Origin of the sequence: Paenibacillus pasadenensis (genome assembly GCF_023715725.1) — a bacterium.
Classification (GTDB): Bacteria; Bacillota; Bacilli; order Paenibacillales; family Paenibacillaceae; genus Paenibacillus_O; species Paenibacillus_O pasadenensis_A.
Map to the genome: position 1 here is coordinate 143,528 of NZ_JAMBOT010000008.1, position 25,426 is coordinate 168,953.

The 25,426-nt window shown below is 56.5% G+C and carries 13 protein-coding genes, 1 pseudogene and 2 riboswitches; of the genes and pseudogenes, 3 read left to right on the forward strand and 11 right to left on the reverse strand.

What is annotated here, in order from left to right; translation table 11 throughout:
- Positions 1-140: 140 nt before the first annotated feature.
- The 5 genes from M3223_RS18165 to M3223_RS18185 all read right to left on the reverse strand — a co-directional run bounded on the left by M3223_RS18165 (position 141) and on the right by M3223_RS18185 (position 5,671).
- Positions 141-1,046 carry a phosphoribosylaminoimidazolesuccinocarboxamide synthase gene (locus M3223_RS18165; protein ID WP_251564163.1) on the reverse strand — a complete coding sequence of 302 codons (906 nt, stop codon included), beginning with the start codon at positions 1,044-1,046 and terminating at the stop codon, positions 141-143.
- A gap of 121 nt (positions 1,047-1,167) precedes the next feature.
- Positions 1,168-2,463, reverse strand: coding sequence for an adenylosuccinate lyase (purB, locus tag M3223_RS18170; protein ID WP_251564165.1), 1,296 nt, complete (start codon positions 2,461-2,463; stop codon positions 1,168-1,170).
- A gap of 89 nt (positions 2,464-2,552) precedes the next feature.
- Positions 2,553-3,728: a 5-(carboxyamino)imidazole ribonucleotide synthase gene (gene purK, locus M3223_RS18175; RefSeq protein ID WP_251564198.1), complete on the reverse strand. Its 1,176-nt coding sequence runs from the start codon at positions 3,726-3,728 to the stop codon at positions 2,553-2,555.
- A gap of 47 nt (positions 3,729-3,775) precedes the next feature.
- Positions 3,776-4,261 carry a 5-(carboxyamino)imidazole ribonucleotide mutase gene (purE, locus tag M3223_RS18180; protein WP_251564167.1) on the reverse strand — a complete coding sequence of 162 codons (486 nt, stop codon included), beginning with the start codon at positions 4,259-4,261 and terminating at the stop codon, positions 3,776-3,778.
- A 216-nt stretch (positions 4,262-4,477) separates the two neighbouring features.
- Positions 4,478-4,577: riboswitch (purine riboswitch) on the reverse strand.
- A 515-nt stretch (positions 4,578-5,092) separates the two neighbouring features.
- The gene (locus M3223_RS18185; protein ID WP_251564169.1) at positions 5,093-5,671 is read right to left on the reverse strand and encodes a nitroreductase family protein; all 579 of its coding nucleotides are present in this window, start codon (positions 5,669-5,671) and stop codon (positions 5,093-5,095) included.
- Between the two features lie 182 nt (positions 5,672-5,853).
- Here M3223_RS18185 and M3223_RS18190 point away from each other — a divergent pair, with 182 nt between their 5' ends.
- From M3223_RS18190 to M3223_RS18200, 3 genes are read left to right on the forward strand one after another with little or no spacing between them, the layout of a single operon-like run.
- Positions 5,854-12,618 (forward strand): DUF7507 domain-containing protein, encoded by a 6,765-nt coding sequence (locus tag M3223_RS18190; protein WP_251564171.1) that lies wholly within the window; start codon positions 5,854-5,856, stop codon positions 12,616-12,618.
- Positions 12,618-14,276: a hypothetical protein gene (locus tag M3223_RS18195; protein WP_251564173.1), complete on the forward strand. Its 1,659-nt coding sequence runs from the start codon at positions 12,618-12,620 to the stop codon at positions 14,274-14,276. Before M3223_RS18190 ends, M3223_RS18195 begins: the two co-directional genes overlap by 1 nt.
- 28 nt (positions 14,277-14,304) lie before the next feature.
- Positions 14,305-16,989 carry a hypothetical protein gene (locus M3223_RS18200; RefSeq protein ID WP_251564175.1) on the forward strand — a complete coding sequence of 895 codons (2,685 nt, stop codon included), beginning with the start codon at positions 14,305-14,307 and terminating at the stop codon, positions 16,987-16,989.
- Between the two features lie 146 nt (positions 16,990-17,135).
- Here the strand turns inward: M3223_RS18200 and M3223_RS18205 are convergent, their stop codons facing one another.
- From M3223_RS18205 to M3223_RS18230, 6 genes and pseudogenes are all read right to left on the reverse strand, one after another.
- Positions 17,136-17,849: a hypothetical protein gene (locus M3223_RS18205; protein WP_251564177.1), complete on the reverse strand. Its 714-nt coding sequence runs from the start codon at positions 17,847-17,849 to the stop codon at positions 17,136-17,138.
- A 27-nt stretch (positions 17,850-17,876) separates the two neighbouring features.
- A complete protein-coding gene (locus M3223_RS18210; RefSeq protein WP_251564179.1) occupies positions 17,877-19,085 on the reverse strand; it encodes a hypothetical protein in 1,209 nt (402 codons plus the stop codon).
- Positions 19,086-19,291: 206 nt separating this feature from the next.
- Complete coding sequence (locus M3223_RS18215) at positions 19,292-20,650, reverse strand: NCS2 family permease (protein WP_251564181.1); 1,359 nt, start codon at positions 20,648-20,650, stop codon at positions 19,292-19,294.
- A 222-nt stretch (positions 20,651-20,872) separates the two neighbouring features.
- Positions 20,873-20,973: riboswitch (purine riboswitch) on the reverse strand.
- A 77-nt stretch (positions 20,974-21,050) separates the two neighbouring features.
- Positions 21,051-22,265 carry an MFS transporter gene (locus M3223_RS18220; protein WP_353057715.1) on the reverse strand — a complete coding sequence of 405 codons (1,215 nt, stop codon included), beginning with the start codon at positions 22,263-22,265 and terminating at the stop codon, positions 21,051-21,053.
- Positions 22,266-22,477: 212 nt separating this feature from the next.
- Positions 22,478-24,019, reverse strand: a complete 1,542-nt coding sequence (gene guaA / locus M3223_RS18225) for a glutamine-hydrolyzing GMP synthase (protein WP_251564183.1) — start codon at positions 24,017-24,019, stop codon at positions 22,478-22,480.
- A gap of 820 nt (positions 24,020-24,839) precedes the next feature.
- Positions 24,840-25,426: pseudogene (locus tag M3223_RS18230) on the reverse strand (hypothetical protein); the annotation flags it as partial.

The window sequence follows — 25,426 nt, forward strand, 5'->3', positions numbered from 1 at the left end:
CTCGGCCTTTGACTCCGCTCCTTTTTTCACTTGGCACCGCCAAGCGGTAGAAATTCAACAGCTTATTCTCCGGGCAGAACCTTCGGCTCCACTTCTCTTTTCATCAATCTGGTAAAAATTAAAATAAATAAAAACCAGCTCTAGCGAAGCTCTTGTCCGGTCAATGCCCGGTATATAGCGCGGTAACGGGAAGTCGTTTCTGCTACGACGGCCTCCGGCAGAGGAGCCGGCTTGCTGTCCCGGTCCCAATCCGAACCGAGCAGATAAGTACGCACCGGTTCTTTGTCCATGCTGTCAATTTCGGTATCGAGCTCGTACTTGTCTTGAGCCCAGAACCGGGAAGAATCCGGCGTGAAAATTTCGTCGATCAGAATAATCTGTCCGTCAATCAGGCCGAATTCAAACTTGCAGTCCGCCAAAATAATGCCGCGCTCCAGGCAATAGGCGTGAGCGAACTCATACAGGCGAATGCTGCGGTCGCGCAGCTGCTCCGCGATATCGGCTCCAACCATCTCCTCCATGCACGAGAACGGTATGTCCTCGTCATGGCCGACGTCGTTTTTGGCTGCGGGGGTAAAAATCGGCTGCGGGAACCGCTCATTTTTGCGCATGCCGTCCAGCAGAGGAATGCCGTTGATTTCACCGTTATGCTTATACTGCCGCCAGCCGCCGCCGGTAATGTATCCGCGCACGACACACTCGATGTCGATTCGCTCCGCTTTGCGGGTAACCATAATCCGGTTGCGCAGCTGCTCCTTGCCCTCTTCAGCCACCAGATCGCCGAGCAGTTCAACATCGCTGTGAATGACGTGGTTCGGCTGAACTGCCGCCGTCTGCTCGAACCAGAACGCGCTCAGCCGGTTCAGCACATTGCCTTTGTCCGGAACAGCCGGGTCCAGCACATAATCAAAAGCGCTGATCCGGTCGGTAACGACAATCAGGTAATGCTCGCCGAGATCGTACAGCTCGCGGACTTTTCCTTTGTAAAGCAGCGGCGCCTTAATGAGGTCCGCCGCCGTGGACAGCGCTTTGGAAGCAACAGCCATCGGTTCTCCCCGCCTTTAATCGTAGTATGGATCAGCTAAAGCGCCCGCTGCGCCAGAGACCGGCCTTGGAATCGCTCTTGGAATCAAAGGCGACCCTTTGGGCTCAATCGGGCTCAATCTATTAGATCAGCTCAAGACGGCGGAAAATCGTGTCAACATGCTTCAGATGCCAGCTTGGGTTGAACGCATCGTCGATTTCCTGGGCGCTCAGATGCTTCGTAATTTCAGGCGTCGACTCGATGATGTCGCGGAACTGGCGCTGCTCTTCCCAAGCCTGCATCGCGCGCGGCTGCACCGTATCGTACGCCTGCTCGCGGGCAAAGCCTTTGTCGATGAGCTTTGTCATGACGCGGCCGGAGAACGGCACGCCGAACGTGCGGCCCATGTTGCGCTTCATGTTTTCCGGGAACACCTGAAGATTTTTGATGATGTTGCCGAGACGGTTCAGCATGTAGTTGAGCAGCATCGTCGCATCCGGCAGGATGACGCGCTCCACGGAGGAGTGGCTGATATCGCGCTCATGCCAGAGCGGCACGTTTTCGTAGGCGCTGATCATATGGCCGCGAATGACGCGGGCCAGGCCGGAAATGTTCTCGCAGCCGATCGGATTGCGCTTGTGCGGCATTGCCGACGATCCTTTTTGGCCTTTGGCGAACGGCTCCTCGACTTCGCGGAACTCGCTCTTTTGCAGAGCGCGGATTTCCGTAGCGAACTTGTCCAGCGACGTGGCGATCAGCGCCAGCGTGCCCATGTACTCGGCGTGGCGGTCGCGCTGCAGCGTCTGGGTGCTGATCGGAGCCGGCTTCGTGCCGAGCTTGCGGCAAACGAATTCCTCGACAAATGGATCGATATTGGCGTAAGTGCCAACGGCGCCGGAAATTTTGCCGTACTGTACGCCGTCCGCAGCATGATGGAATCGTTCCAGGTTGCGTTTCATCTCTTCATACCAAAGCGCCAGCTTGAGGCCAAACGTTGTCGGCTCTGCGTGCACGCCGTGCGTACGGCCCATCATGACCGTGTCCTTGTAGGCAACAGCCTGTCCGCGCAAAATCTCGATGAAGTTCGTCAGGTCGCGCTCCAAAATCTCGTTTGCCTGGCGAAGCAGGTAACCCGTCGCCGTATCCACAACGTCCGTGGAGGTCAGGCCGTAATGCACCCATTTGCGCTCGGCTCCGAGCGTTTCGGATACAGCGCGCGTAAAGGCGATCACATCATGACGCGTTTCCAGCTCGATCTCGTTGATCCGGTCAATATTAAAGCCGGCGCTTTCGCGGATTGCGGCAACGTCCTCCTTCGGAATGACGCCGAGCTCCGACCAAGCTTCGCAAGCGCAGATTTCAACTTCCAGCCACGCCTTGAATTTATTTTCTTCCGTCCAGATCGCCCGCATCTCGGGTCTGCTGTAACGCTCCAACATAGGCTTCATCACACCTTTATTTAGATTGTAAAATGTATTTGGAAAGCAGGCTTAGCCTGCATGTTTGATTATAATGCGCTGCCTCTAGATCAGGCTTCGTTCTCCGCTTGCCATATTCCCGTTCCCTCAATCCAGGCCAACGCCGCGTCCGTATCCGGCGCCAGCACGTTAATATGGCCCATCTTGCGGCCGTATTTGGCCTCGGCTTTGCCGTACAGATGCAGCTTGGGAACGGCGCTCAGCCGTGCCGCTTCGCTGTCCGGAGCCGTAATTCGCTGCACAACCGGCTCCACATGCTGTCCGAGCACGTTAACCATGACAACCGGGCTCATCAGCGACGGATTGCCGAGCGGCAGGCCGCAAACGGCGCGCACATGCTGCTCGAACTGGGAGGTCCGGCAAGCTTCCATCGTGAAGTGGCCGCTGTTGTGCGGGCGCGGCGCAAGCTCGTTGACATACAGCTGGCCGTCCTCCGTCAGGAACAGCTCCACGGCGACGAGGCCAACCGCTCCAAGACCCTCGACGATCCGCAGCGCCAGCCGCTCCGCTTCTTCCAGCACGGACGCTTCAACCCGTGCAGGCACGATTGAAAGATGAAGAATATTGTCCACATGGATGTTCTCTGCCGGCGGAAAAACGCGAACCTCGCCGTGCGAGCTGCGGGCGGCAATAACGGACAGCTCTTTGCTGAAACGGATAAACTGCTCCAGCACCAGCTCCGTGCCCGCCTTCGCAAGCTCCGCATACGCGGCCGGGATTTCCTCCTCGCTGCGGATGACCCACTGGCCCTTGCCGTCGTAGCCTCCGGTAGCCGTCTTGAGCACCGCCGGGAGGCCGAGACGGTTTACCTCGTCACGCAGCTCCTGCTCGCTGCGGATTTCCGCGTACGGAGCAACCTTCGCTCCCGCCGCCTCAACCGCACGCTTCTCGCGCAGCCGGTGCTGCGTCGTGTACAGCAAGTCGCTGCCCTGCGGCACATAGGATTGCTCCATAAGCATCGCGGCGACATCCGCATCCACATTTTCGAACTCGTAGGTGATTACATCACAGCGCCCGGCCAAACGGCTCGCCGCATCCCGATCGTCATAGGCAGCCTCGATGCTCCCGCCGACCTGTGCAGCCGGTCCGTCCGCAGCAGGGTCCATCGCTACAAACCGATATCCCATCGCGCTGCCTGCGAGCGCCATCATGCGTCCCAACTGGCCGCCGCCAAGAATGCCAACCGTCGCTCCCGGCCCGATCGTGCGGGCTGAATCGGGTTTCACAGCCGCTCCGTTTCGCGCAAGCGCGTCTTGTTTGCCGCCCCCTGCGCTCACAGCTCTTCCCCGCTGGCCAGCACCTGCTGACGGGTCGCTTCGCGGCGCTCCTGCACGCGAGCCTGGACTTCCGGGTCGAATGCGCCGAGCATTTGCGCGGCTAGCAGGCCGGCATTGGTGCCGCCCGCTGCGCCGATTGCCACCGTCGCCACCGGGATGCCTGCCGGCATCTGTACAATAGAGAGCAGCGAATCAAGCCCGCTCAGCGCAGAGGACTTTACAGGCACGCCAATAACCGGAAGCGGCGTTTTTGCAGCTACCATTCCGGGCAAATGAGCCGCTCCGCCGGCTCCGGCTATAATGACCTTCAGGCCGCGCTCTGCGGCTGTTTCGGCATATTCAAACATGAGGTCTGGCGTCCGGTGAGCCGAAACGACCCGCTTTTCGTAGGCAATTCCCAGCTCGTCCAACACGCCGCAAGCCAATTTCATCGTTTCCCAATCCGACTTGCTGCCCATGATGACGCCTACGCTTGCACTCATCCCATTCATCCCGCCTTCGCTGCATTTTAAGTGGTATTAAGCACGCTGCGCCTGTCGGCCGCATATACACAAAAAAATCCCGCTGCCGGGCCGCCGAACACTCCTTAAACCATGAAGCGTTCTAGCAGCATCCAAGCCTGCGGGATACCGGCGGTGCGGGCCTGCATCAAACGCTGCAGTCCGGGCGAACGCCGCCTATCGCGGCAGCGGCGTAAGCCGCCAAGCCGCATATCCCGTAGTCCGGCGATTACGGTCGCCAGGTAGAAACGTTCGGGCCGATTCCCGAATATATACGAGGGTTCAATTCATCTTCTCATGTTAAAGCTTCCGCCTGTTCTGCTACAAGATTCGACATCTTGAAAACATGCCAAACAAGCTCGATTAACTTTGCTCCCCTAGTGTACCCAAAGTCAGCCGCGACTGTCAACCCAAAAACACGAACATTAATTTAATTTAAAAGCATAAAGTTCGCCTTTTGCTGGAATACTGGATATCGCTTCATTACTGCCGCCTCCATGTTAAATCCTTCTCTCAAACGAGCGGACAATGAGGGAGGCTTGAATATTTTTAAGCGCTTTCATTTAATGATACCTGCTCTCGCAGCATCAAAATCCCTTTAACAGTGCGGTATAGTAAGCTTTCCAGCCACCAAAACCGATTTTCGGCAAAAAAGAAAAGCCAAACTGCTCTCATGGCAGTTTGGCTTCCATAAACTTAATCCGATACTTGCACCGTTGAAAATGATGTCACTTTTGCTGACATGGACTAAGAGATATAAAAGAGAAATAATGCCTAAATCCGAACATCCCGGATTTTCCATCGACAATTGGCTCAACTAATCCAGAACGTTTTGTCCTTTGCAGCGATTCGCTTGCCTTCCGGGGAAATCATAGCGGGATACCCGATATAAATGAATCCGACGAGCTCCTCGCCGTTTTTCAGCCCAAAGGCCGACTTCATAGCCGGATGCTGCATCGGCTCGCCGCTGCGCCAAACCGCTCCAAGTCCTTCCTCATAGGCGGTTAGCAGCATGTTCTGAACCGCACAGTGGACAGCAGCCAATTCTTCCGAGCGAATAACGCGCGGATTCGTCGATGGCGAGCAAGCAGCCGCAATTACGACAGGAGCGCGCATTGCCTTGGCTTCCTCACGGGCAAGCCGTTTCTCCTTCTCCTCAGCCTCCATACCGTCCAGCGCATCCAGCGCATCCAGCGCCGCATTGGCATAAGCGCTGCCGAGCACCCGTCTGCCTTCGCCCGTCATCACAAAAAACTTCCAAGGCTCCGTATGATGATGATTGGGAGCCCATACCGCCGACTCCAAAATCCGCTCGATTTTCTCCTTCTCCACCGGCAGATCCAGCACCTTTCCGATGCTCCGTCTCTGCCGGATTGCTTGCTGAAGTTCCATCCGCTTTCCCTCCTTGCAGTTCAGATTCGGGTAAACACTGCGGTTAATCCCACCTATTATTATACGTGTCAAATGCTTAATGGAAAAGCGACAGCATCTTCCGCTCCTCGACCAGTCGGCCATGCTTTGTAAAATTAAGTCAAAAATCAGCAAGCTGCTTCATACAATTAAGCTTGAATGAAATGCGGGGGATCGGCGCTATCCTTCCGCTGTTATTTTACGGCAAGGCGGTGATTCAAATTCCTTTAATCGTTCGAGCAACATTTAATGCGGCCGGCGCCATCACTTTTACGGGCAATACGCTCGGCCTCAGCCGCTCCGACACCGCAGGTGTGCCCGGCACGCAGGACAGCATCGGCGCATTCGTAACGACCAATACCGCCGTCCGCTACGGCACATATCCGTTTGGCACAACGGACCAGTATACGGCCAACAGCTCTTCGGCCATTCTGGTTCTTCCTGCTGGAAGCTCCGTGCTGTACGCGGAGCTAATTTGGGCGGGGACCTATGTCAATGGCAATGTCAATCTGACTTCAGCCATCAACAATCCCGTTACATTCATTACACCGGCCGGCACAAATTCCATCACTCCCGACAGCGCCACGGCGCAGACCGGAATCAGCATTTCCGGCGCGCTTGCCTACGTCCGCTCAGCTAACGTCACGTCGCTTATTCAGGCGGCCGGAGCCGGCACTTACACAACAGGCGGGGTCGTTGGCACAATCGTCATAACGAATGATTCCACCATCAATCATTGCGGCTGGACGCTCGCCGTCATCTACAGCAACGCCTCCCTTCCGCTGCGCAACATGTCGCTGCGGGTAGGCTCCGTGCTGGTCAGCACATCCGGCTCAACAGCAACGACCATAACCGGCTTCGCAACGCCGATTACCGGGGCGCTTGGCGCGAGAGCGCTGTTCAGCTCTCAGGAAGGGGATGCCAACCGGAACGGGGATCAGGCCTTGTTCGGGCCGACTGCCTCGACCCAGATTGCATTATCCGGCACGAACAATTTTGCCAACAACTTTTTTGCCTCGCAAATCAATAGCGATTCCGGGGCGCTTGATACAACAGGCACCTTCGGCACAAGGAATCAGGTCAACGGAGCGCCAGGCTCGAATATTTCCGGCGGGCGGCAGGGCTGGGATATTACGAACGTCGATATTTCCTCAACGCTTGTCAACAGCCAGACAAGCGCCGTACTTACACTGACAACATCCGGAGACGCCTATATCCTGAACGCCAACGGCATTCAGATTAACATCAACTCTCCTAACGTAACAGTCAGCAAAAGCGCCAATGTGCCAGGCTCCGTCATCGGGGACATCATTACGTACACCGTGACGATTACAAACAGCGGCACGGCCAACGTTTCCAACGTCATTTTGACCGATCCGCTGCCGGCATCTTTAAACTTTGTGAGCGGAAGCGTCACGGTCGGGGGCGTCGTCAGGCCTACGGCGGACATCCGCAGCGGCGTATCCATCGGCACAGTAGCCTTTGGCAGCAGCGTAACGACGACTTACCGGGCCGTCGTTGCCTCTCTGCCAAGCCCGCCTCAGGCGAACAACACGGCGAGCGCGTCGTTCACCTTCCAGGGTATCCCGGGAGGCAGCACGATCACGGCGGTCATTCCGTCCAACACTGTATCTACCCCGGTGTACGCTCCCGTGCTGTCGCTTGCCAAATCGGCCAGCACATCGGCAGCTACGGTCGGCGATACGATCACCTATACCATTAATGTTGCCAATAGCGGCAGCATTGCCGCCGCTACGGTGCTGACGGACAATATCCCGTCGGGAAGCCAGTATGTTGCCGGAAGCTTCCGCGTAAACGGCACGGTCATACCCGGAGCAAATCCTGCTGCGGGCGTTTCCATCGGCAGCATTGCGGCAGGCGGCAGCGCCACCGTTACGTTTCAGGTCAACGTCGTTTCGCTCCCCTCGCCGCCGCAGCTCACGGACCAGGCAACCGCTGCGTATACGTATCAGCCGCCTGACGGCCGGACGTTATCCGGGTCGGCAGCATCCAACACCATTACAATTCCGGTCAGCCTGCCGAGCGTCAGCTTGACCAAAACAGCCAGCCGGACCAATTTGGCCGTCGGCGAAACGATGACCTACACAAGCGTTATTACCAACAGCGGCGGCACTGCGCTCACAAATGTCATTCTTACCGATCCGATTCCGGCCGGCTCTTCCTTTGTAAGCGGCAGCGTTGTCGTAGGAGGGGTCTCCAGACCAACTGCAGTGCCAGCCTCCGGAATTTCGGTCGGAACCATTGCCTCGGGCACTTCCGTAACCGTGACGTTCCAGGTTACGGCCGTATCCGTGCCTCCAGGCGGCCAGCTGTCCAACCAGTCAAAGGCTTCCTACAGCTCAGGCACCTCAACCGGGCAAGCGTTATCCGGAACGGTACTGACGCCGGTTTTTCAGCCGGTCATTACGCTAACCAAAGCCGCAAGCGCCACTTCCGTGGTCGTAGGCGATACCGTCAACTACACTGTTACGGCAAGCAACGGAGGCAATATAGCCGCAACCGTTACGGTAACCGATCCGATCCCAGCCGGGGCAAGCTTCGTCCCGGGAACCGTTACGGTCGGCGGCACTCCTGTCCCGGGCGCCAATCCCGCAACGGGGATCGCCGTCGGCCCGGTCGCTCCGGGAGGCTCCGTACCCGTCACCTTCCAGCTGCTGCTCAACTCGCTGCCTTCGCCTCCAACGCTGACCAATCAAGCGTCGGCAAGCTTTACCTATACGCTGCCGGGCGGCGGCAGCTTTAATGGAAGCGCGCAGTCCAACACCGTTTCTTTGCCGGCCTCGTCGCCGAACGTAACGATTGCCAAAAGCGTGAATGAAAGCTACGCCGCTGTCGGGGATGTGCTGACCTACACGCTGAATGTGCAAAACACCGGCGCCTCTTCCATAACCGGCGTGATCATATCCGATCCGCTGCCGCCAGAGCTGACCTTTCAAACGGGCAGCGTGACGATTAACGGATCGCCCGCCGCCGGGGCGAACCCTAACACCGGCATCAACATCGGGACGATCGCCGCGGGCGGCGGCGCATTCATCGTATTTCAGGCAGCCGTCAACTCGCTGCCGGCAAGCGGCGTTATCCAAAATCAGGCCAAAGCCGCCTTTACCTCCGGGGCCTTCTCCGGGGCATCCGCTTCCGAAGTAACAACGGTAAACGTACTGCAGCCTATACTCTCCATCGAGAAGTCGGCAAGCTCCTCGGCCTTGACGGTAGGCGATACGTTCACGTACTCGCTCCGCATCCGCAACTCCGGCAATGCCACAGCCTTGTTCACCGTATCCGATCCGCTGCCAGCCGGGCTGACTTTTGTGGAAAATTCCGTCGTCATTAACGGAGCGCCAGCTCCCGGACTGGACCCCCAGACCGGGTTCAACCTTCCGCTAATCAATCCAGGCGCCGAAGTAATCGTAACTTTTGTTGCTGCCGTTACGTCGCTGCCGTCTCCACAATCGACAAGCAACACCGCTAACGGCACGTTTACCTTCACCCTGCCCGGGGGCAGGCAAGTACAGGGCTCCGTTACGTCCAATACGCTGGTTATCCCGGTATCCTCCCCTAACGTCAGCCTGGTCGGGACCTTCAATCAGATCGACGCCGTCGTTGGAGACACGCTCATTTACACCGTCGTGGTCACAAACAACGGAATCGCGCCTATTAACAATGTCGTGCTCTCGGACATTTTGCCTCCAAACACTTCTTTCGTGGCCGGCAGCGTGATCGTCCAGGGAACCCCGCTTCCCGCCGTATCGCCCGCATCCGGCATTCTGCTAGGCACTCTGGCTCCGGGAGCTTCGGCTACCGTCCAATTCGAGGTGATTGTAACGATGGCTACCCCATCTCAGATTAACAACCAGTCTACCGTCAGCTTTACGTCCGGCACCTTCTCCGGCACCTCCGCATCGAACGTTACGGATACGCCGATTACGCAGCCGGAGATTACGTTGGTCAAATCCTCAGGCACAGCAGCCGTTACGCTTGGCAATACAGTCTCTTACACGGTTGTCGTGACGAACAGCGGCAATTTGGCGGGCAACGTGACCTTAATCGATACTCTTCCCGCAGGCATGTCGTTCGTGCCAAACAGCGTTTCTGTCGGCGGGCTGCCATTGCCGGGTGCCGATCCTACAACTGGCGTGAATATTGGAAATGTACAGCCTGGCACCAGCGTCTCCGTGATGTTTTCCTTTTCTGCAGACACGCTGCCAAACCCCCAATTTTATGTCAACCAGGCTTCGGCGACATATACGTTCACTCCGCCTGACGGGCGGACGCTTACCCGATCAGCAACCTCGAATTCGGTCAGCGTATCGGCATCGCCGCCTAACGTGAGCGTAGCCAAAACCTCTCCGCAAACAGACGCCTCCGTTGGCGACACAATCAGCTATAGCATCAACGTCACCAATTCCAGCATTGATCCAATCAATAATGTGCTGCTGACAGACCCGCTTCCTGCCGGAACCGTGCTCGTAGCGGGCAGCACGACGGTGAACGGCGCGCCTGTTCCGACAACGCCGGCTAGCGGCATTCAATTAGGCACTCTGGCTCCTGGCGCCGGGGCGACAGTCGCCTTCAGCGTTACGGTTATCAGCGTTCCCGACGGCGGTACGGTCGGCAATCAGGCTTCCGTTACGTTTACTTCCGGCGCGCTGTCGGCCTCTGTTCTGTCCAACCTTGTCTCAACGCGGATATACCAGCCTAATCTTAACGCGGTGAAAACGGGCAGCACGGCAAGCGCTACGCTCGGCGATACGATCAGCTATACGATTACGTTGACAAACAGCGGTAACTATCCGGCTGAAGCGACCGTTACGGATCCGATTCCAGCAGGCGCCGTTTTTATTCCCAACAGCGTCATTGTCGGCGGAGTTCCGCAGCCAGGGGCCAATCCGGCAACTGGCATTAATGCCGGAGTTATTGCACCCGGCGCGTCCGTACCGGTTTCCTTTTCGATTAATATAGCAACGCTGCCAACGCCGCAGGTATTGTCCAATCAAGCCAGCGTAGCGTACAGCTTCACGCTGCCAAGCGGAGGCACGCGTACGGGCAGCCTGTCGTCCAATCTGCTCCCGATTCCCGTCTCCGTACCGAATCTGCCGATGACTCTATCGACTACGCTGACGGCCGCTACTGTCGGAGACATCATTCCATATACAGTCGTGCTGACTAATAACGGGGCGACCACGCTGACTAACATTGTGCTGACGGATCCGCTTCCTCAAGGCACCTCTTATGTGCCGGGAACCTTTGCCGTTGACGGCTCTATCGTTCCGGGCGCTAATCCCGCCGCCGGCGCGCCAGTTCCTCCTCTTGCTCCCGGGCAGTCGGTCACGATTACGTACTCCTATCAGGTCAATACGCTTCCAAGTCCCGCTCAGGTGTCGAATACGGCATCCGCCAGCTTCACCTCTGGCACCTTTTCCGGCGCAACCTTCTCCAATACGGTTGTCACGCCTGTGTATCAACCAATTATCACCGCTCTCAAAACTGCTAATACTTCCAATGCAATTGTTGGAGATACAGTCGTCTACACCGTAACACTAAGCAATACCGGGAATTACGGCGCGTCCGTTACCGTAACCGACATCATTCCTGCCGGCACCTCCTTTGTCCCGAACAGCGTTATTGTCGGCGGCGCACCGGTTCCCGGTGCGGACCCGGCTACCGGAATTCCGGTCGGCGTCGTAAACGGAACGCCTGTTATGGTCATGTTTTCGGTGATTATCAACTCGCTGCCTGCCAACCAGCAGCTTTCCAACCAAGCGCTTGCCTCCTACTCCTACACGCTGCCGGACGGGCGCACGCTGAACGGCTCCGTTGTCAGCAACACGCTTACGTTCCCGGTTTCGTCGCCTAACGTTCAAGTGGTGAAAACCGTCAATGCCATTGATGCGGTTGTTGGAGATACCCTTATCTATTCGATTGTCGTCACGAACAGCGGCATCGCAGCCGTTAACAACGTCATTGTCTCGGATACAATTCCGGCCGGCACCTCCTTTGTCGCGGGCAGCGTTACGGTTGGCGGAGTCTCGCAGCCAAGCGCAAATCCCGCTACAGGGATTACGATCGGCACCATTGCAGCCGGCGACTCCGTAACCGTCACCTTCAGCGTGCAGGTCAATGCCCTCCCAGCTTCTCAAAGCCTGAGCAATACGGCGGTTGCGGTGTTCACCTCCGGCGCGCTATCCGGCAGCTCAACATCGAATCCAGCCGTTACGCCGGTCTACCAGCCAATCATCAGCTTTGTCAAATCGGCAGACCGCACTCAAGCGACGGTAGGAGACACCATCACGTACTTCCTTAACGCTACCAATACGGGCAATATTCCTGCGACGCTGACGGTGTTTGATGCGATTCCGGCAGGGGCTGTTTTTGTCCCGAACAGCGTGCAAATCAACGGCGTGCCTCAGCCGGGAGCCGACCCCGACGCCGGCATTCCCGCAGGAGTGCTGCAGCCGGGAGCAAGCTTGAACATTGCCGTCTCGCTGCAAGTAAACGTAAGCACTCTGCCTCCCTCACAGCAGCTAAGCAACCAAGCATCGGCCTTGTTCACGTTCAGCCCGCCGGACGGACGCACGATTACCGGTGACGTTTTCTCCAATACGCTGGTTATCCAGGTTTCCTCGCCTGATGTGAGCGTAGTAAAAAGCGCATCGTCCATTGACGCCGTTGTCGGCGATACGCTGACGTATACCATCGTTGTAACGAACAACGGCATTTCTCCAATTGATAATGTGCTGCTGGTTGACCCTATTCCGGCCGGAACCGCCTTTGTGCCGGGCAGCGTTACGGTTAACGGCGTGCCTCAACCGGGCGCAAGCCCGTCAACAGGCGTCGCCATCGGCACCATCGCGGCAGGTGACTCTGTCACGGTAACCTTCCAAGTAACGGTGACGGCGGTGAGCCCCTGATGGCTCCCCCTTATGACAGCCTAAGCAATCAATCCGTCGTGCAGTACGACATTGGAACCGGCAGCGGCACATCCGTTTCCAATGTCGTGACCACATCTGTCGCCGGACCCCGGATCCGCCTGCAGCTGACCGCTTCGGTGACCGAAACAACAGGAGGCTCAGTCGTCGTTTACACGGTGACCGCCTTCAATGACGGCAATTTGGCTGGCGAGCTGACGGCGGGAAGCACATTCCCGCCCGGCTCTGCATTTATTCCGGGCAGCGTCATGCTCGGCGGCATTCCGCTGCCCGGCGCCGACCCGAGTCAAGGCATCTACCTCGGCATGATTGAGCCGGGGAGGAGTGCCTCTTTTTCCTATCAAGTGCTTGTCGGCGCTTCAGTTCCCGGCGGGGAGCTCGTCAATGAAGCATTTGGCACAGCCATATTCCGCACGCCTGGCGGCCGTGTCATAACGCTGGATGCAGAACCTGCCTCCCTGAGCATTCCGGTGCGGGCGGCTGCGCTATCCGCGCGGCTGTCCGCCAGCGCGTCCATTACAGCGCCAGGCGATATCGTGGAGTATGTACTTGTCATTAATAACAATGGGGCAACAGGACTGAGCGGCATGACGGCTACATTTTCCCTGCCCCCGGGATTGGAGTTTATTCCGGGGAGCGTTAATGTGGACGGCGTATTCCTGCCCGATGCCAGCCCGCTAACCGGAATTCCGATTGGACTGTTGGGAGCAGGAGCCGAAATCGGCGTATCCTACGCTGTTCGCGTAATCAGCAACGCCGCCTCCGGACTGCCAACCGTCGCTCTCGTCCGATATTCTGCAGGGTCACAAGAAGAAACGTCGCCGTCCAATCCCGTCGCAATTCAAGTTACGTCCGTCCTGCCCGTTGTTGCCAAGTCCGTAGACGCCCGGGAAGCGTCGCCCGGCGACATTCTCTCTTATGTCGTAACCTCCAGCGTTCCCCCGGGACCGCCGCAAAACGCCTTTCTGACCGATTTGCTTCCTGCCGGGCTCCGGTATGTTCCGAACAGCCTGCTTATTAACGGCCAGCCCTCTCCCTCTCAAAACCTGGCGGAAGGAGTGCCGCTGGGCTTTGTGTACGACGGCTCCCCGACGACAGCCTTCTACCGGGCAGAGGTTCTGCCTATTCTGGGACAGACGATTTCGCAGCCGTTATATGTGAACAATACCGCCTCTGTCCGTTTCACCGGACAGGGAGGGTCCGTTATTACCGTTGAGACAGCGCCAGTGCTGACAGTCGTAACGACTGCTGCTTTCCGGGTAACGGCGGTGCCGGATGTTTATGTTAGCGAGCCGGGAGAAACCGTATGGATTACCATCACGGTTTCAGCCGTAGGCAGCCAATCTGCCGAGGCCTTCTTATCCGGCTTCGTTCCCGAAGGATTGCTGCTGCTGCCGGATACATTAACGATTGACGGGGTGTCCGTATCCATTCAGGACGGATTGCTGCCGCTTGGTTTGTTGGCGCCCGGGTCCGTCATCCGAATCCGCTTTGCTGGACGTATCGCATCGGACTATGCCAGGGATGAGCTGACTGGCACTGCTGCGCTAAGCTGGCAATATATGCTTGAGGGCAGAACTTATCGCGGATTATCTTTTGCAGCAAGATACACGATTCAAGTAGAAGGACATATTGAGTAGAAAATGACAATCAAAGGGGGTGATTTCATTGCCCGTAATTCTTATTAAAAGCGCCAATGTGCCGAGCGCCGTTCTAGGCGGCACCATTACGTACACGATTATGGTTAGAAATGGAGGACCTGACGGAGCGACGAATGTCGTCGTTTCCGATCCGCTGGCTCCAAGCCTTACCTTCGTCGCCGGGAGCGTGATTTTAAACGGAAATTCGCTGCCGGGGGCATCCATCATCAGCGGCGTTTCCTTAGGAACGATCGCTGCCGGAGCAGCTCAAACGGTTGTTTTTCAAGCCTCGGTAACCTCCCTGCCCGCTCCAACGGCGGACAATACATCAAGCGCAGCTTATATCCCCGAGGGCCTGACAGAAACCGTGACCGTCGTATCCAATCAGGTATCCATCCCTATCGGACTTGCGACAGTTACGGTTGCCAAATCAGCCAATCTCCCTGATCTGACCCTTGGAGACACGATGATTTTTACCAGCGTCATTACAAACAACGGCGCCGAGCCGCTGACCAGTGTCTTGTTTTCGGACCCCGTGCCGCCCGGCGCCTCTTTTGTGCCAGGGAGTGTTGTCATTGACAGCCTGGTCAGTCCCGAGGCCGATCCCAGCGCCGGCATCCAGCTGTCCGATATCGGGCCGGGAGTTTCCGTAACGGTTTCATTTTTCGTGACCATCACTTCTTTGCCCCCGGGCGGAAACATTGCTAACACTTCTTCGGTCACCTACACATCAGGAGGACAAAACGGGAGCAATCTCTCCGGCACGATTGTACGGCGAGTGTTCGTACCGATCTATTTGATAACAAAAACGGCTGATAAATCCTTTACCGTCGTCGGCGATATTATTACCTACTCGATAGGGGTCACGAATAATGGAACTACCACGGCAAATCTGTCGCTTATCGATCCCGTGCACCCCGGCGCTACGTTTATTGCAAATACCGTGACGATAAACGGAAAAACCATTCCGGGAGCACGCCCGGGCCTCGGAATTGCCGTTGGAAATGTCCAGCTGGGTGTGCTTACCCTTATCCAGTATCAGGTAAGGGTGAATACCATTCCTTCCCCAGCCTTTGTCACCAATACCGTGACAGGGACTTACGACACCTTTTTGCCTAGCGGAAGAGCAATCAGCGGTCCGGCCGGGTCCTCATCGAATTCGGTATTCGTAGTTGATCCCAGAATAAGCTTGCAGCTGGAAACAGGCGCATCAGCGGCAATGGCCGGCGAGACGCTTACTTATATTGTGACCGCTACAAATTTAGGCAATGCGAATGCACAGCTTACGGTTACAAGCACCATCCCGGAAGGATCCCAATTCGTGGGAGATAGTGTTACGGTCGAAGGAACGGCGCTGCCGGGAATTAACCCTGAGCAAGGAGTAGATTTAGGAACGCTCGCTCCCGGTCAGATGATCCGGTTCACTTATCAAGTCATCGTTTCGGCTCCGCCCCAGGACGCCGATCTGTTTACGGTGGCTACGGGAGTTGGATTGTATGAGGACGCCATTCCCGCAAATGTCTCCCCGGCTTCCCTGATCGTACCTGTGTTATTGGCGGAAGCCAGTCTTAGCACAGTCGCTTCCTTTGTCGTACCCGGCAATACGGTCAGTTTTTCGCTAGCCATCGTTAACGAGTCAGCCTCGTTGGCACTGGATTCAATCGTCAGCTTCTTTTCCTTGCCGCAAGGACTAGAGTTTATCCCCGGAAGCGTGACGGTAAACGGGATCTCCGTCGCAGTCATAAGCCTGGAAGCAGGAATTCCAGTCGGCACACTTGCGCCAGGAGCTGAGGTCGGCATTTCCCTCTCCGTTCAGGTCACGGACACCGAAGCTTCCGGACAGCCGATTTCGGCTACCGTACAGTATTCCGTCAACCAGCAGGGACTCTATACCGTTCCATCCAACACGCTTCAGCTTATCGTGGTCAACACTTTGCCGCAGGTGACAAAACAGGTTGACGCTGCTCAAGTTTCCCCCGGAGACATTGTATCCTACACCATTCAAGCATCCGTTCCTTCCGGACAGCCGCTTTCAGCTATTTTAGTAGATGCTGTGCCGACGGGACTGCAATACGTGCCGGGCAGCTTGCTCATTAACGGCAGTTCTTCCGGCTATCAAGATTTGTCCGAAGGCGTTCCGCTTGGGCTCGTTTCCACAGATAATCCGGTAACGATTTTTTTCCGTACCTCGGTTCTGACTGTTCCGGAGTCATCCATTTCTCAACCGCTTCAAGCAAGCAATTCTGCCAATGTCATATTCAGTACCGGCGACAACAGAGTTAACATTGCATCACCTCCTGCTGTATCCGTGATAACGACGGCTGAGTATCGAATTTCCGCATCCGCTTCACCTTCCGTCAGCGAAGCGGGCGAAACCGTCGCCGTTTCAATTACACTTTCCGTTATCGGCAGCCAGGCGGCGGCGGGCACTTTGACCGGATTTCTCCCGCCGGGGCTTCTGTTGTTGAACGAAACGCTCACGGTAAACGGCCAACCGGCTGTTCTCGCGGATCAAAGCCTTCCCCTAGGTTTGCTAAATCCGGGAAGCGTTTATCAAATCCAGTTCAGCTGTCTTATTCCGTTAGATTTTATTGCAGCTTCAACCTCTGGTTCGGCAGTACTCTCCTACAATTATTCGCTTGAAGGGAGATTATATCACGGGAAAGCGGTTGCCCCCTCCTACCAGATTTTCGTGGAACAGCTATTGGAATGAAGCGGGCTGCGGAATCGACTGAGGACCCAAAAACCATGGGCAGCGTATTTGAACAACCAAAAGATATGCCTGATCGAAAAAAAGGGAGGAAACTGAGTTGGCTCAGTTTCCTCCCTTTGGCGCTCATCCGGTTCACAAGTTTTTTCTTACTTCAAATAACGGCTGTGCTCCGTGCTCTTTTCGTAATAATGACCGTCCGCGCTCAGCTTCAAATCTAAATCGACGTCAAGTCCGGCTTTGGCAGAGCTCCAAGAGCTGGACTGGGAGCCGTAGGAGTGGCTGCTGTTTTCCCCGGCATACCGGCTTTCGCTGCTTGCAGCGCTTTCGAGCTCAACATCGAGATTCAGCCCAAGCTCTACCTGGCCGCTGCTCTCGTTGCGGACAGCCGATTCGGCAACGGATTCGGATTTGACCTCTTCAGCACGGTTATCATCGTTTTTGCTGTAAGAATAGCCTTCGGAATCGCGACTCCACTGCTTGTAGGAAGACGAGCCTTCTGCGTTCAGGTTCAGATCAAGGCTTCCTTCTCCCTCTGCCTTTGACTCCGACTCTGTCCGGCTGGAATGGGCTTTGACTTCGTCTTTTCCTTCACGTTCCTCCGACTCGTAGCTGGATTTCGTCCAGCTGCTGGCAGAGCTGTTCCCGCTAAGCCCGAGATCCAGATTAAGGCCAAACATCCCTGACGAGGAAGATTGACTGCTGTATGAACTCTGGCTCTCATACGTTTCTGTGGCTTCCGCAGCGCTTGCCGCTCCGGCAGCAGTGAGAGCTCCCAGCACCACACTCGCGGAAAGAACCGACCATTTCACCCATTTAGGAAGCTGAACCGCTTTAACCGTTACCATCTGATTCGTTTTCATTTGACATACACTCCTTCTCATTTTGGGTTAGGATGACAGCTGCATCGCAACGTTTTGAGAGAAAGAGGATGTCATTGGAGGCTGCTCCGGCGGCGGCTCCCGCCACTGGTCGTTCCCCATTAAATATTCCATCGAAATATTCACGCCCGGACGATTGATACCGGGCATTCCGTAGCCTTCCATTTGCATAATGGCATAAAGGGAGGGCCCGGAGCCCGATCCTTGCATGCCGCTCCCCGGTCCGCCTGGAGGAGCCGGTCCGCCGCCCGGCCCGGCTTGACCCGTCCAAGCCGGGCCACCGGGCATGGCAGGAAACGGAGCATTCGGAACCGCTGCCGGAAGGCGGCGCAATGGGAGCGGTTTAGGGCTAGGAGCTTCCTGCTCTGCACCGCTAAAGCCGATTTCCGAAGAAGGCGGATTGGCTTGCGGCACGGCAGCTTCAGCCTCTTCGATATGGCCGGAATAAGGCGGCACCGCTGCCGGAATTTGCTGTGGCGCCGGAGAAGAACCGCCGCTTGGTCTTCCTTCGTGCGAAGGCTCTGCAGATTGCGGCTTGGGCGGCCGCGCCGGCTCCTGCCTGAGCTGCTCATCTTGCCTCTCCGTTGCCGTTGGTAATGGCGAGGCAGCAGCTTGTCCGGCCGGAGCCGGAAGCTGTACTTCGACTTCCGGAATCGGCTCAGAATTCAGCGGCGATTGCACCGGCACGTTCCCGATTTGAACCTGTCCCTGAGACACATTGACGTTGAGCTCGCCTGTACCTGCTGCACCAATCGGCGTGCTGACCGACGCCGGAGAAATTTCAGCTTCAAGCTGGAAGCCGTCCGCTTTCACAGCAGGCGTTTTCACATCCAATACTGGCGATTCGATCTCTGCCTGAGATAAGGAAACCGACGGCAGCGGCAGCGATCCCTCTCCTTGCCCTGCCTTGATTTCAGGCGTCGATACTTGCAGAGCCGGAGTATCGATGTTCACCGGAGATACGCTCAACTCTGGCTGGCCCTTGCTTGATAAATCCGCCTCTACCTCAGGCGTCTGTATGCTTCCGAGCGGAGTGTCCAGGCTTAGTGACGGCAGACTCAGCTCCGCTTTCTCGGCCGCATTCAGCACCGGCTCCGTAATTTCCTTGAGCAGAGCCGCTGCAGGAGGAGCATGGGCAAGCTGAAAGCCAAATGCCGCCGCCGTAAACAATCCCGCTAGGACGGTTCTTTTCCACCGGTTAAAGCTGCTGTCGCTCATCCATGTCCCTCCTTTCCGAATCATTCGCTAGTTAAACAGCTAAACGCATGAATGATTGATTTGGATTACAATTCAGATGATTAAATGGATTACTTGGGGAAAAAACAGGTTAAATCCGGTCTTGGCGCATATTTTCAAAACTAAAAAAGCTGCGTTCAAGTGTTGGCTTGAACGCAGCTTTGACGATGAATTGATTTGATGAGCGTTTACCCAGCGCCTAACATAAGGTAACGCAGTACGATCAGCACGGCTAGAATCCACATCAGCGGATGAATAACATATTTGCCTTTGCCGGTGCCAGCGCCGCTTTTGCCCGCCAGATTGGCGATCAGAGCCAGCACGACATACGATACAACGCCGAAGGAAATACCGTTAGCGATGTTAAACGTGAACGGCATCATAACAATGATAAAGAAGGAAGGAACGGCATACACCATATCCTTAAAATCGATATCTTTCACCGATTGCATCATGAGCAGGCCGACCAGGATCAGTGCGGCAGCAGTTGCCGAGCCCGGAATAAGCGCAACCAGCGGAGCGAGGAACAGCGCAAGCAGGAAACAAACGCCTGTTGTAATAGCCGTAAGCCCAGTACGGCCGCCCTGCGCGATGCCGGACGAGCTTTCCACAAAAGCCGTTACCGTACTGGTGCCGAGAATGGCGCCGCCGCTGACGCCGACCGCGTCCACGAACATCGCTTTGCCGACGCGCTTTTTGCCCTCTTCAGGGTTCTTCATAAAACCGGCGCGGTTGGCGGTGCCAACCAATGTGCCAAACGTGTCAAACAGCTCTACAAACGTAAACGTAAGCACGACCGTAACGATGCCTACATTCATAATGCCGGCAAAATCAAAATGCCAGAAGTTCAGCTCGCCAAAGTTAGGCACCCAGGTTTGACCCGTCAATGCGGCTTTGACATCAAGATTTCCGGTCAGCCAAGCGATAACCGTCGTACCGAGAATGCCCCACAGGAAAGCGGCCGGCACGCGCAGCACCATCAATACGGCGATAAGCAGCAGTCCGATAACGGTCAGGTAAACGGACGGAGTATGCAGATCGCCCATATGGATGACCATCGTCTCCGGCGAAATGGACATGATGCCGCTGTTTTTCAGGCCGAGCGCCGCGATGAACAGGCCGATGCCGACCGTAATCGCGTGTTTAAGGCTGTCCGGTACAGCAGTGATGAGCATTTGGCGGATTTGCGTAACCGTCAGAATGAGGAAGATGATGCCGGAAATAAATACGGCCGTAAGCCCCATTGCCGGTGAGATCGGCGTGTCCGTGCTTTGGGAGGCGATAATCGTTGCGGCAAAATAAGCGTTGAGCCCCATCCCCGGCGCAAGCGCAACAGGGAAATTGACGAACAATCCCATCACGATGGTGAAAATGCCCGCAGCAAGCGCGGTTGCGAGAAATACTGCGGTCCAGCTGAGCCCGGACGCCGACAGAATGCTCGGATTGACGGCCAAAATATAAGCCATCGTCATGAATGTCGTAATGCCCGCCATAATCTCGGTGCGGACGGTCGTGCCGTTTTCCTTGAGCTTGAAGAAGCGATCCATGCTGTTTGTACCCCCTGGAATTGAAGTGCTGGAATCGTTCCGGCAAAAAACAAAAAAGAGAGGACGGTTCCCGGCGGCTGAGCGCAGCCTGCCGAAACGTCTCTCTCTCGGGCTTCAGGGTCAACGCGGCTCAGTCAGCGCCGGGACTCCATGTATTTCGTCAAATTCGGTAATGGTAACCGATACGAAAATATTGGAGCCGGGCAGCGCTGGAAAAAACCTGCGTAAACCCTGAAACTTCGTAGCCTGGCCATTTACGGTGACCGAGTAGAGACTTCCGGGCCGATTCCCGGAATTATACGAAAGTTAATTTATATTTTTCAACAGAACGTATCTTATTCTATATTTTTTTAATTAAAAGTCAACCTGATATGCTGAAAAACGGAGTATTTTCCGAACATTACATCGTTTGAGTCACATTTTGTTCCGATTTTCTTCGGACAGCCAATCCGATGAGCGCAAATGCGAAAAACGCTCCGCCCAGCATGTAAAACAGACTTCCGGCCGCGCCATAACGCAGGCCGAATCCGCCTACGACAGGACCGGCGATGCTGCCGATGGAAAAATGAATCGATGCCAGCACGTTTGCCCCCGGCAGCAAATGGCGCGGCAGCAGATCCGCGGCATAAGCCAAGCCGAGCGAGAAAAACGAGCCTACAAGCCCGCCCGCGAGCGCGAACAGAATCGCGATCGTAAGCACATTAGTGCCAGCCGCCGGAATGAGAGCAAACAGAACGCCGCCGCCAAGCCCGCAGCCAATCAGCACCGGCAATCTGCCGATGCGGTCGCTTAGCGTGCCAAGCGGAATTTGCAGCAGCAGAGCGCCAATGCCTAGCGCGGGCAGCAGCGTGCTGATCGCCTCGCGCTCCAGGCCGATTTTTGCTCCGTAAAGCGGGAAGCTGCTGTTCATAGAAGCCTCCATGATACCGTACAGTATCGTCGGGATGAGAGCGTACCAGGCGAGGCGATACACTATTTTGAATCTGGCCGCTCCCTTGATCTCCTGGTCGCGTTGAATCGGCTCCGGCCGATCCTTCGGAAGACGCAGCGCAAACAGAAACACGATGACGTAAAAAGCCGCGCTGATCAGAAACGGGGCCGCCTCTCCCCAATGCAGCAAATTAATGCCGAGCGGCCCAATGCTGAAGCCGACCCCGTACGACATTCCGTAGAGCGAGATAAATTTGCCCCGATGCCTTGCTGGCGCCCGGCTGACCATCCACAGCTGCGTCGCAAAATGCAGCCCGCTATCGCCGATGCCGATAATAATCCGCAGCACGAACCAGGCGGCCAGCGAGCCGGCGGTGACCGGAAAGAGCAGTGTTGCCGCCGTTATCATGATCATGCCGGTTATAATGACGGCCCGGAAGCCGAAGCGCCGCACCGGACGCTCGATAAAAAACATCGTCGAAAAAGTGCCGATATAAAGCGCCATGGAATTGATGCCGTTCACATCATCCGGCACTCCCGCCCGCTCCAGCAAAATCGCCAGCAGCGGCAGCAGCAGTCCTTGGCTTATACCTGCCGTAATAATGACCGCTAGCAGGACAAGCAGGCGGTAGCTGAGCATCCGCTCCTCCGGCTCCGGCGCGGACATCGTTGGGTTCATGGTCATTGTAATTCAATTGCTCCTTTGCAGGGCTCGGTTAAGACGAGTTTGACCGTGCGATCTTGCAGCAGCTGTATGGCGCTCCTCATGCCTCGCCCCTCCAAAACTGTACTAAGGGAAAGCGTCATCCAAGGAAAAGCTCCCTAAAAAAAACAAAGACCGGAACCCTGGCTGCCCAGGATTCCGGTTAATGCTGTGAGGTTGAAGCTTTTACTCTTTTATTCCCACTCGATCGTAGCTGGCGGCTTCGACGTAACGTCGTAAACGATCCGGTTCACGTTGTCGACCTCATTGACGATACGCACGGAGATTTTCTCCAGCACATCCCAAGGAATGCGCGCCCAGTCGGCGGTCATGCCGTCGATGGAAGTAACCGCGCGGATGCCGACGGTGTAGGAGTAGGTGCGGGCGTCGCCCATAACGCCTACGCTGCGCATGCCTGGCAGAGCCGTAAAGTACTGCCAGATTTCGCGGTCAAGACCGGCTTTGGCGATTTCGTCGCGCAGGATCGCATCGGATTCGCGAACGATTTCAAGCTTTTCCTCCGTTACTTCGCCAAGCACACGGATAGCCAGACCCGGACCCGGGAACGGCTGGCGCATAACGATTGCGTCCGGCAGGCCGCATTCGGAGCCGACTTTGCGGACCTCGTCCTTAAACAGCGTTTTGAGCGGCTCAACAAGCTTGAACTTGATGTCCTTCGGCAAACCGCCCACATTGTGGTGGGACTTGATCGTTTGCGCGGTAGCTGTGCCGCTTTCAACGATATCCGTATATAGGGTTCCTTGCGCCAGGAATTCAAAATCGGCCAGCTTTTCCGACTCCTCTTGGAACAGGTAAATAAATTCGTTGCCGATGATTTTGCGTTTTTTCTCTGGATCGTCGACGCCTTTGAGCTTGCTCATGAAGCGCTCTTTGGCATCAATTTTGAGAACTTCAATGCCGAACTTGCCGACAAACGTCTCCATGACGCCTTCCGCTTCGCCTTTGCGGAGCAGGCCGTGGTCGATGAACATACATGTCAAACGGTCGCCGATTGCTTTATGCACCAGCATAGCCACAACGGAAGAGTCAACGCCGCCGGACAGCGCACAAAGCACGCGGCCGGTTTCGCCAACCTGGGCGCGAATGTCGCGCACGGCGTCGTCGATGAACGATTCCATGCTCCAGTTGCCTTCGCAGCCGCAAATCGTGAACAGGAAGTTGCGGATCATGTCGTTGCCGTAAACGGAATGGCGAACCTCAGGATGGAACTGAACCGCGTAGAATTTTTTCTCCGGATGGCTCATGGCCGCGATCGGCGCATGCTCCGTTCCCGCATCCAAGCGGAAGCCTTCCGGCATTTCAACGACAAGGTCAGTATGGCTCATCCATACCGTCTGCGTGTTTTGCAGGCCGAGCGCCAGCGCCGCTCCGTCCGTAAACGTCACATCGGCGCGGCCGTACTCGCGCTTGCCGGCGCGCTGCACTTTGCCGCTCAGCTGATGGCTCATCAGCTGCATGCCGTAACAGATGCCAAAAATCGGCAGGCCGAGCTCGTAAATTTCCGGGTCCACAATCGGAGAATTCTCCTCGTACACGCTTGCCGGGCCGCCCGAGAACACGATGCCCTTTGGCGCCAGCTCGCGGATTTTCGCGGCGGACGTATTATATGGCAGCAGCTCGCTGTACACGCCAAGATCCCGAATGCGGCGAGCGATCAGTTGGTTGTACTGGCCCCCGAAATCGAGAACGACGATCATTTCATTTGGCTTATTCAAGTCCGTACCTCCCTAAGTCAATTGGACATATTATATCCAAGCCGCTTCCAGCCAGTCAAGGCGCTCCGGGCAGCTTATCCGGCAGTTGCTGCGGGGTTCTGACAAAATTCGCACAGAGCAGGCATAAGGAAGCAAATCGGGCCGTTTGGAAAGGTACCTTTTTGCTGGAATTTTGCTAATACGCTGGCAGCGGGATGGTACGACGTTCAGCAGCGGGGGGACGGGATGGGACGGGATGGGATGGGACAAACTCGCGCATGCGATCGGTTATCGGTTCGTAAGCTCTATTCGGCTTATGCCTCCTACGGATGGCCGTGACTGCCACAGTCATGCAGGAATTGCTTTGTTACTGTTTCCGCTACCTTCTCCTCACGGCTGGCGCCACCGCCACAGTGCTGCGTGAATTCGCCGCCGAAAGTACTCGTCGAGACTAACCTAGTCACTGGCTTCACCGCCACAGTCTTTGGTGACTTTGCCGCCGAAAGTACTTATCTAGACTAACCTAGTCACTACTGGCACGCTAACGCAACTGAGAAGCGCTATTTCACCGTTTTTGCTACTTTTAAAAATCTAAGGCAACTCATACGCGTTATTTGCGATGTTTGGGTGGTTTACGACGTTAAAAGTCGGCAATAAGGCCGCTCAGTTGCGCTAGAGTTAAAAAAGGTTCGTTTGCGGCTGAATAAGCCCGCTCAGTTGCGTTAGCCGAACGTTAGTCTCTTTATGCGCCTCCTTACGAGAGGCAGTACAAAAAGCTCACCGGGATCCGGCAAGCTAAATCTAGCTAGAGCTATCGAGTACGAGCGGGAGTTTATTATAATCAAGTTCTGCGATTACCGTCCTGGGCAAAAGGCTCAGGATCGGCAGCGCTGGCAGAGAATGCGCGGCTATGCCCGTTATGCGGAGCATGTTCGCGTCCAAGGCAATTGGACGAGATTCGGCAGCGTCGCGTCGGCAGAGAATGCGCGGCTATGCCCGTTAAGCTGGGCTTGTTCAGCCCCGCTTTATCTCCGGGGCGCTCGCCGCAGTTGGAGCTGCGCTCCGGGCAGACAGCGCCGCTGCCGCGGCCTTGAGCGCCTCCGGCTCCGGCCCGCGCCATGCCGTCGGAGCCGCGTAGCGCGCGGCCTCGGCCCAGGCCGCGAGCCGCCGCAGCTGCTCCGCTGCGGCTGGCGCCAGCAGCGGCGCAAGCGCCTCCGCGCGCCCGGCTTCGCCGCCGGCTGCGGCCAATGCCGCTGCGCCTGCGGCCGCGCCGTGCCGGCGCTCCAGCTTGCGCAGCAGCGCCGCAGCTGCGGCGAGCAGCGCCGCCCGCTGCGCTGCGCGGCGCACGCGCTCCGCGCGCGCCTCCGGCGCAGCGGCTGCGCCCGCGTGGCGCGCATAGCGCCGCAGCGCCAGCGCGAGGCGCTATGC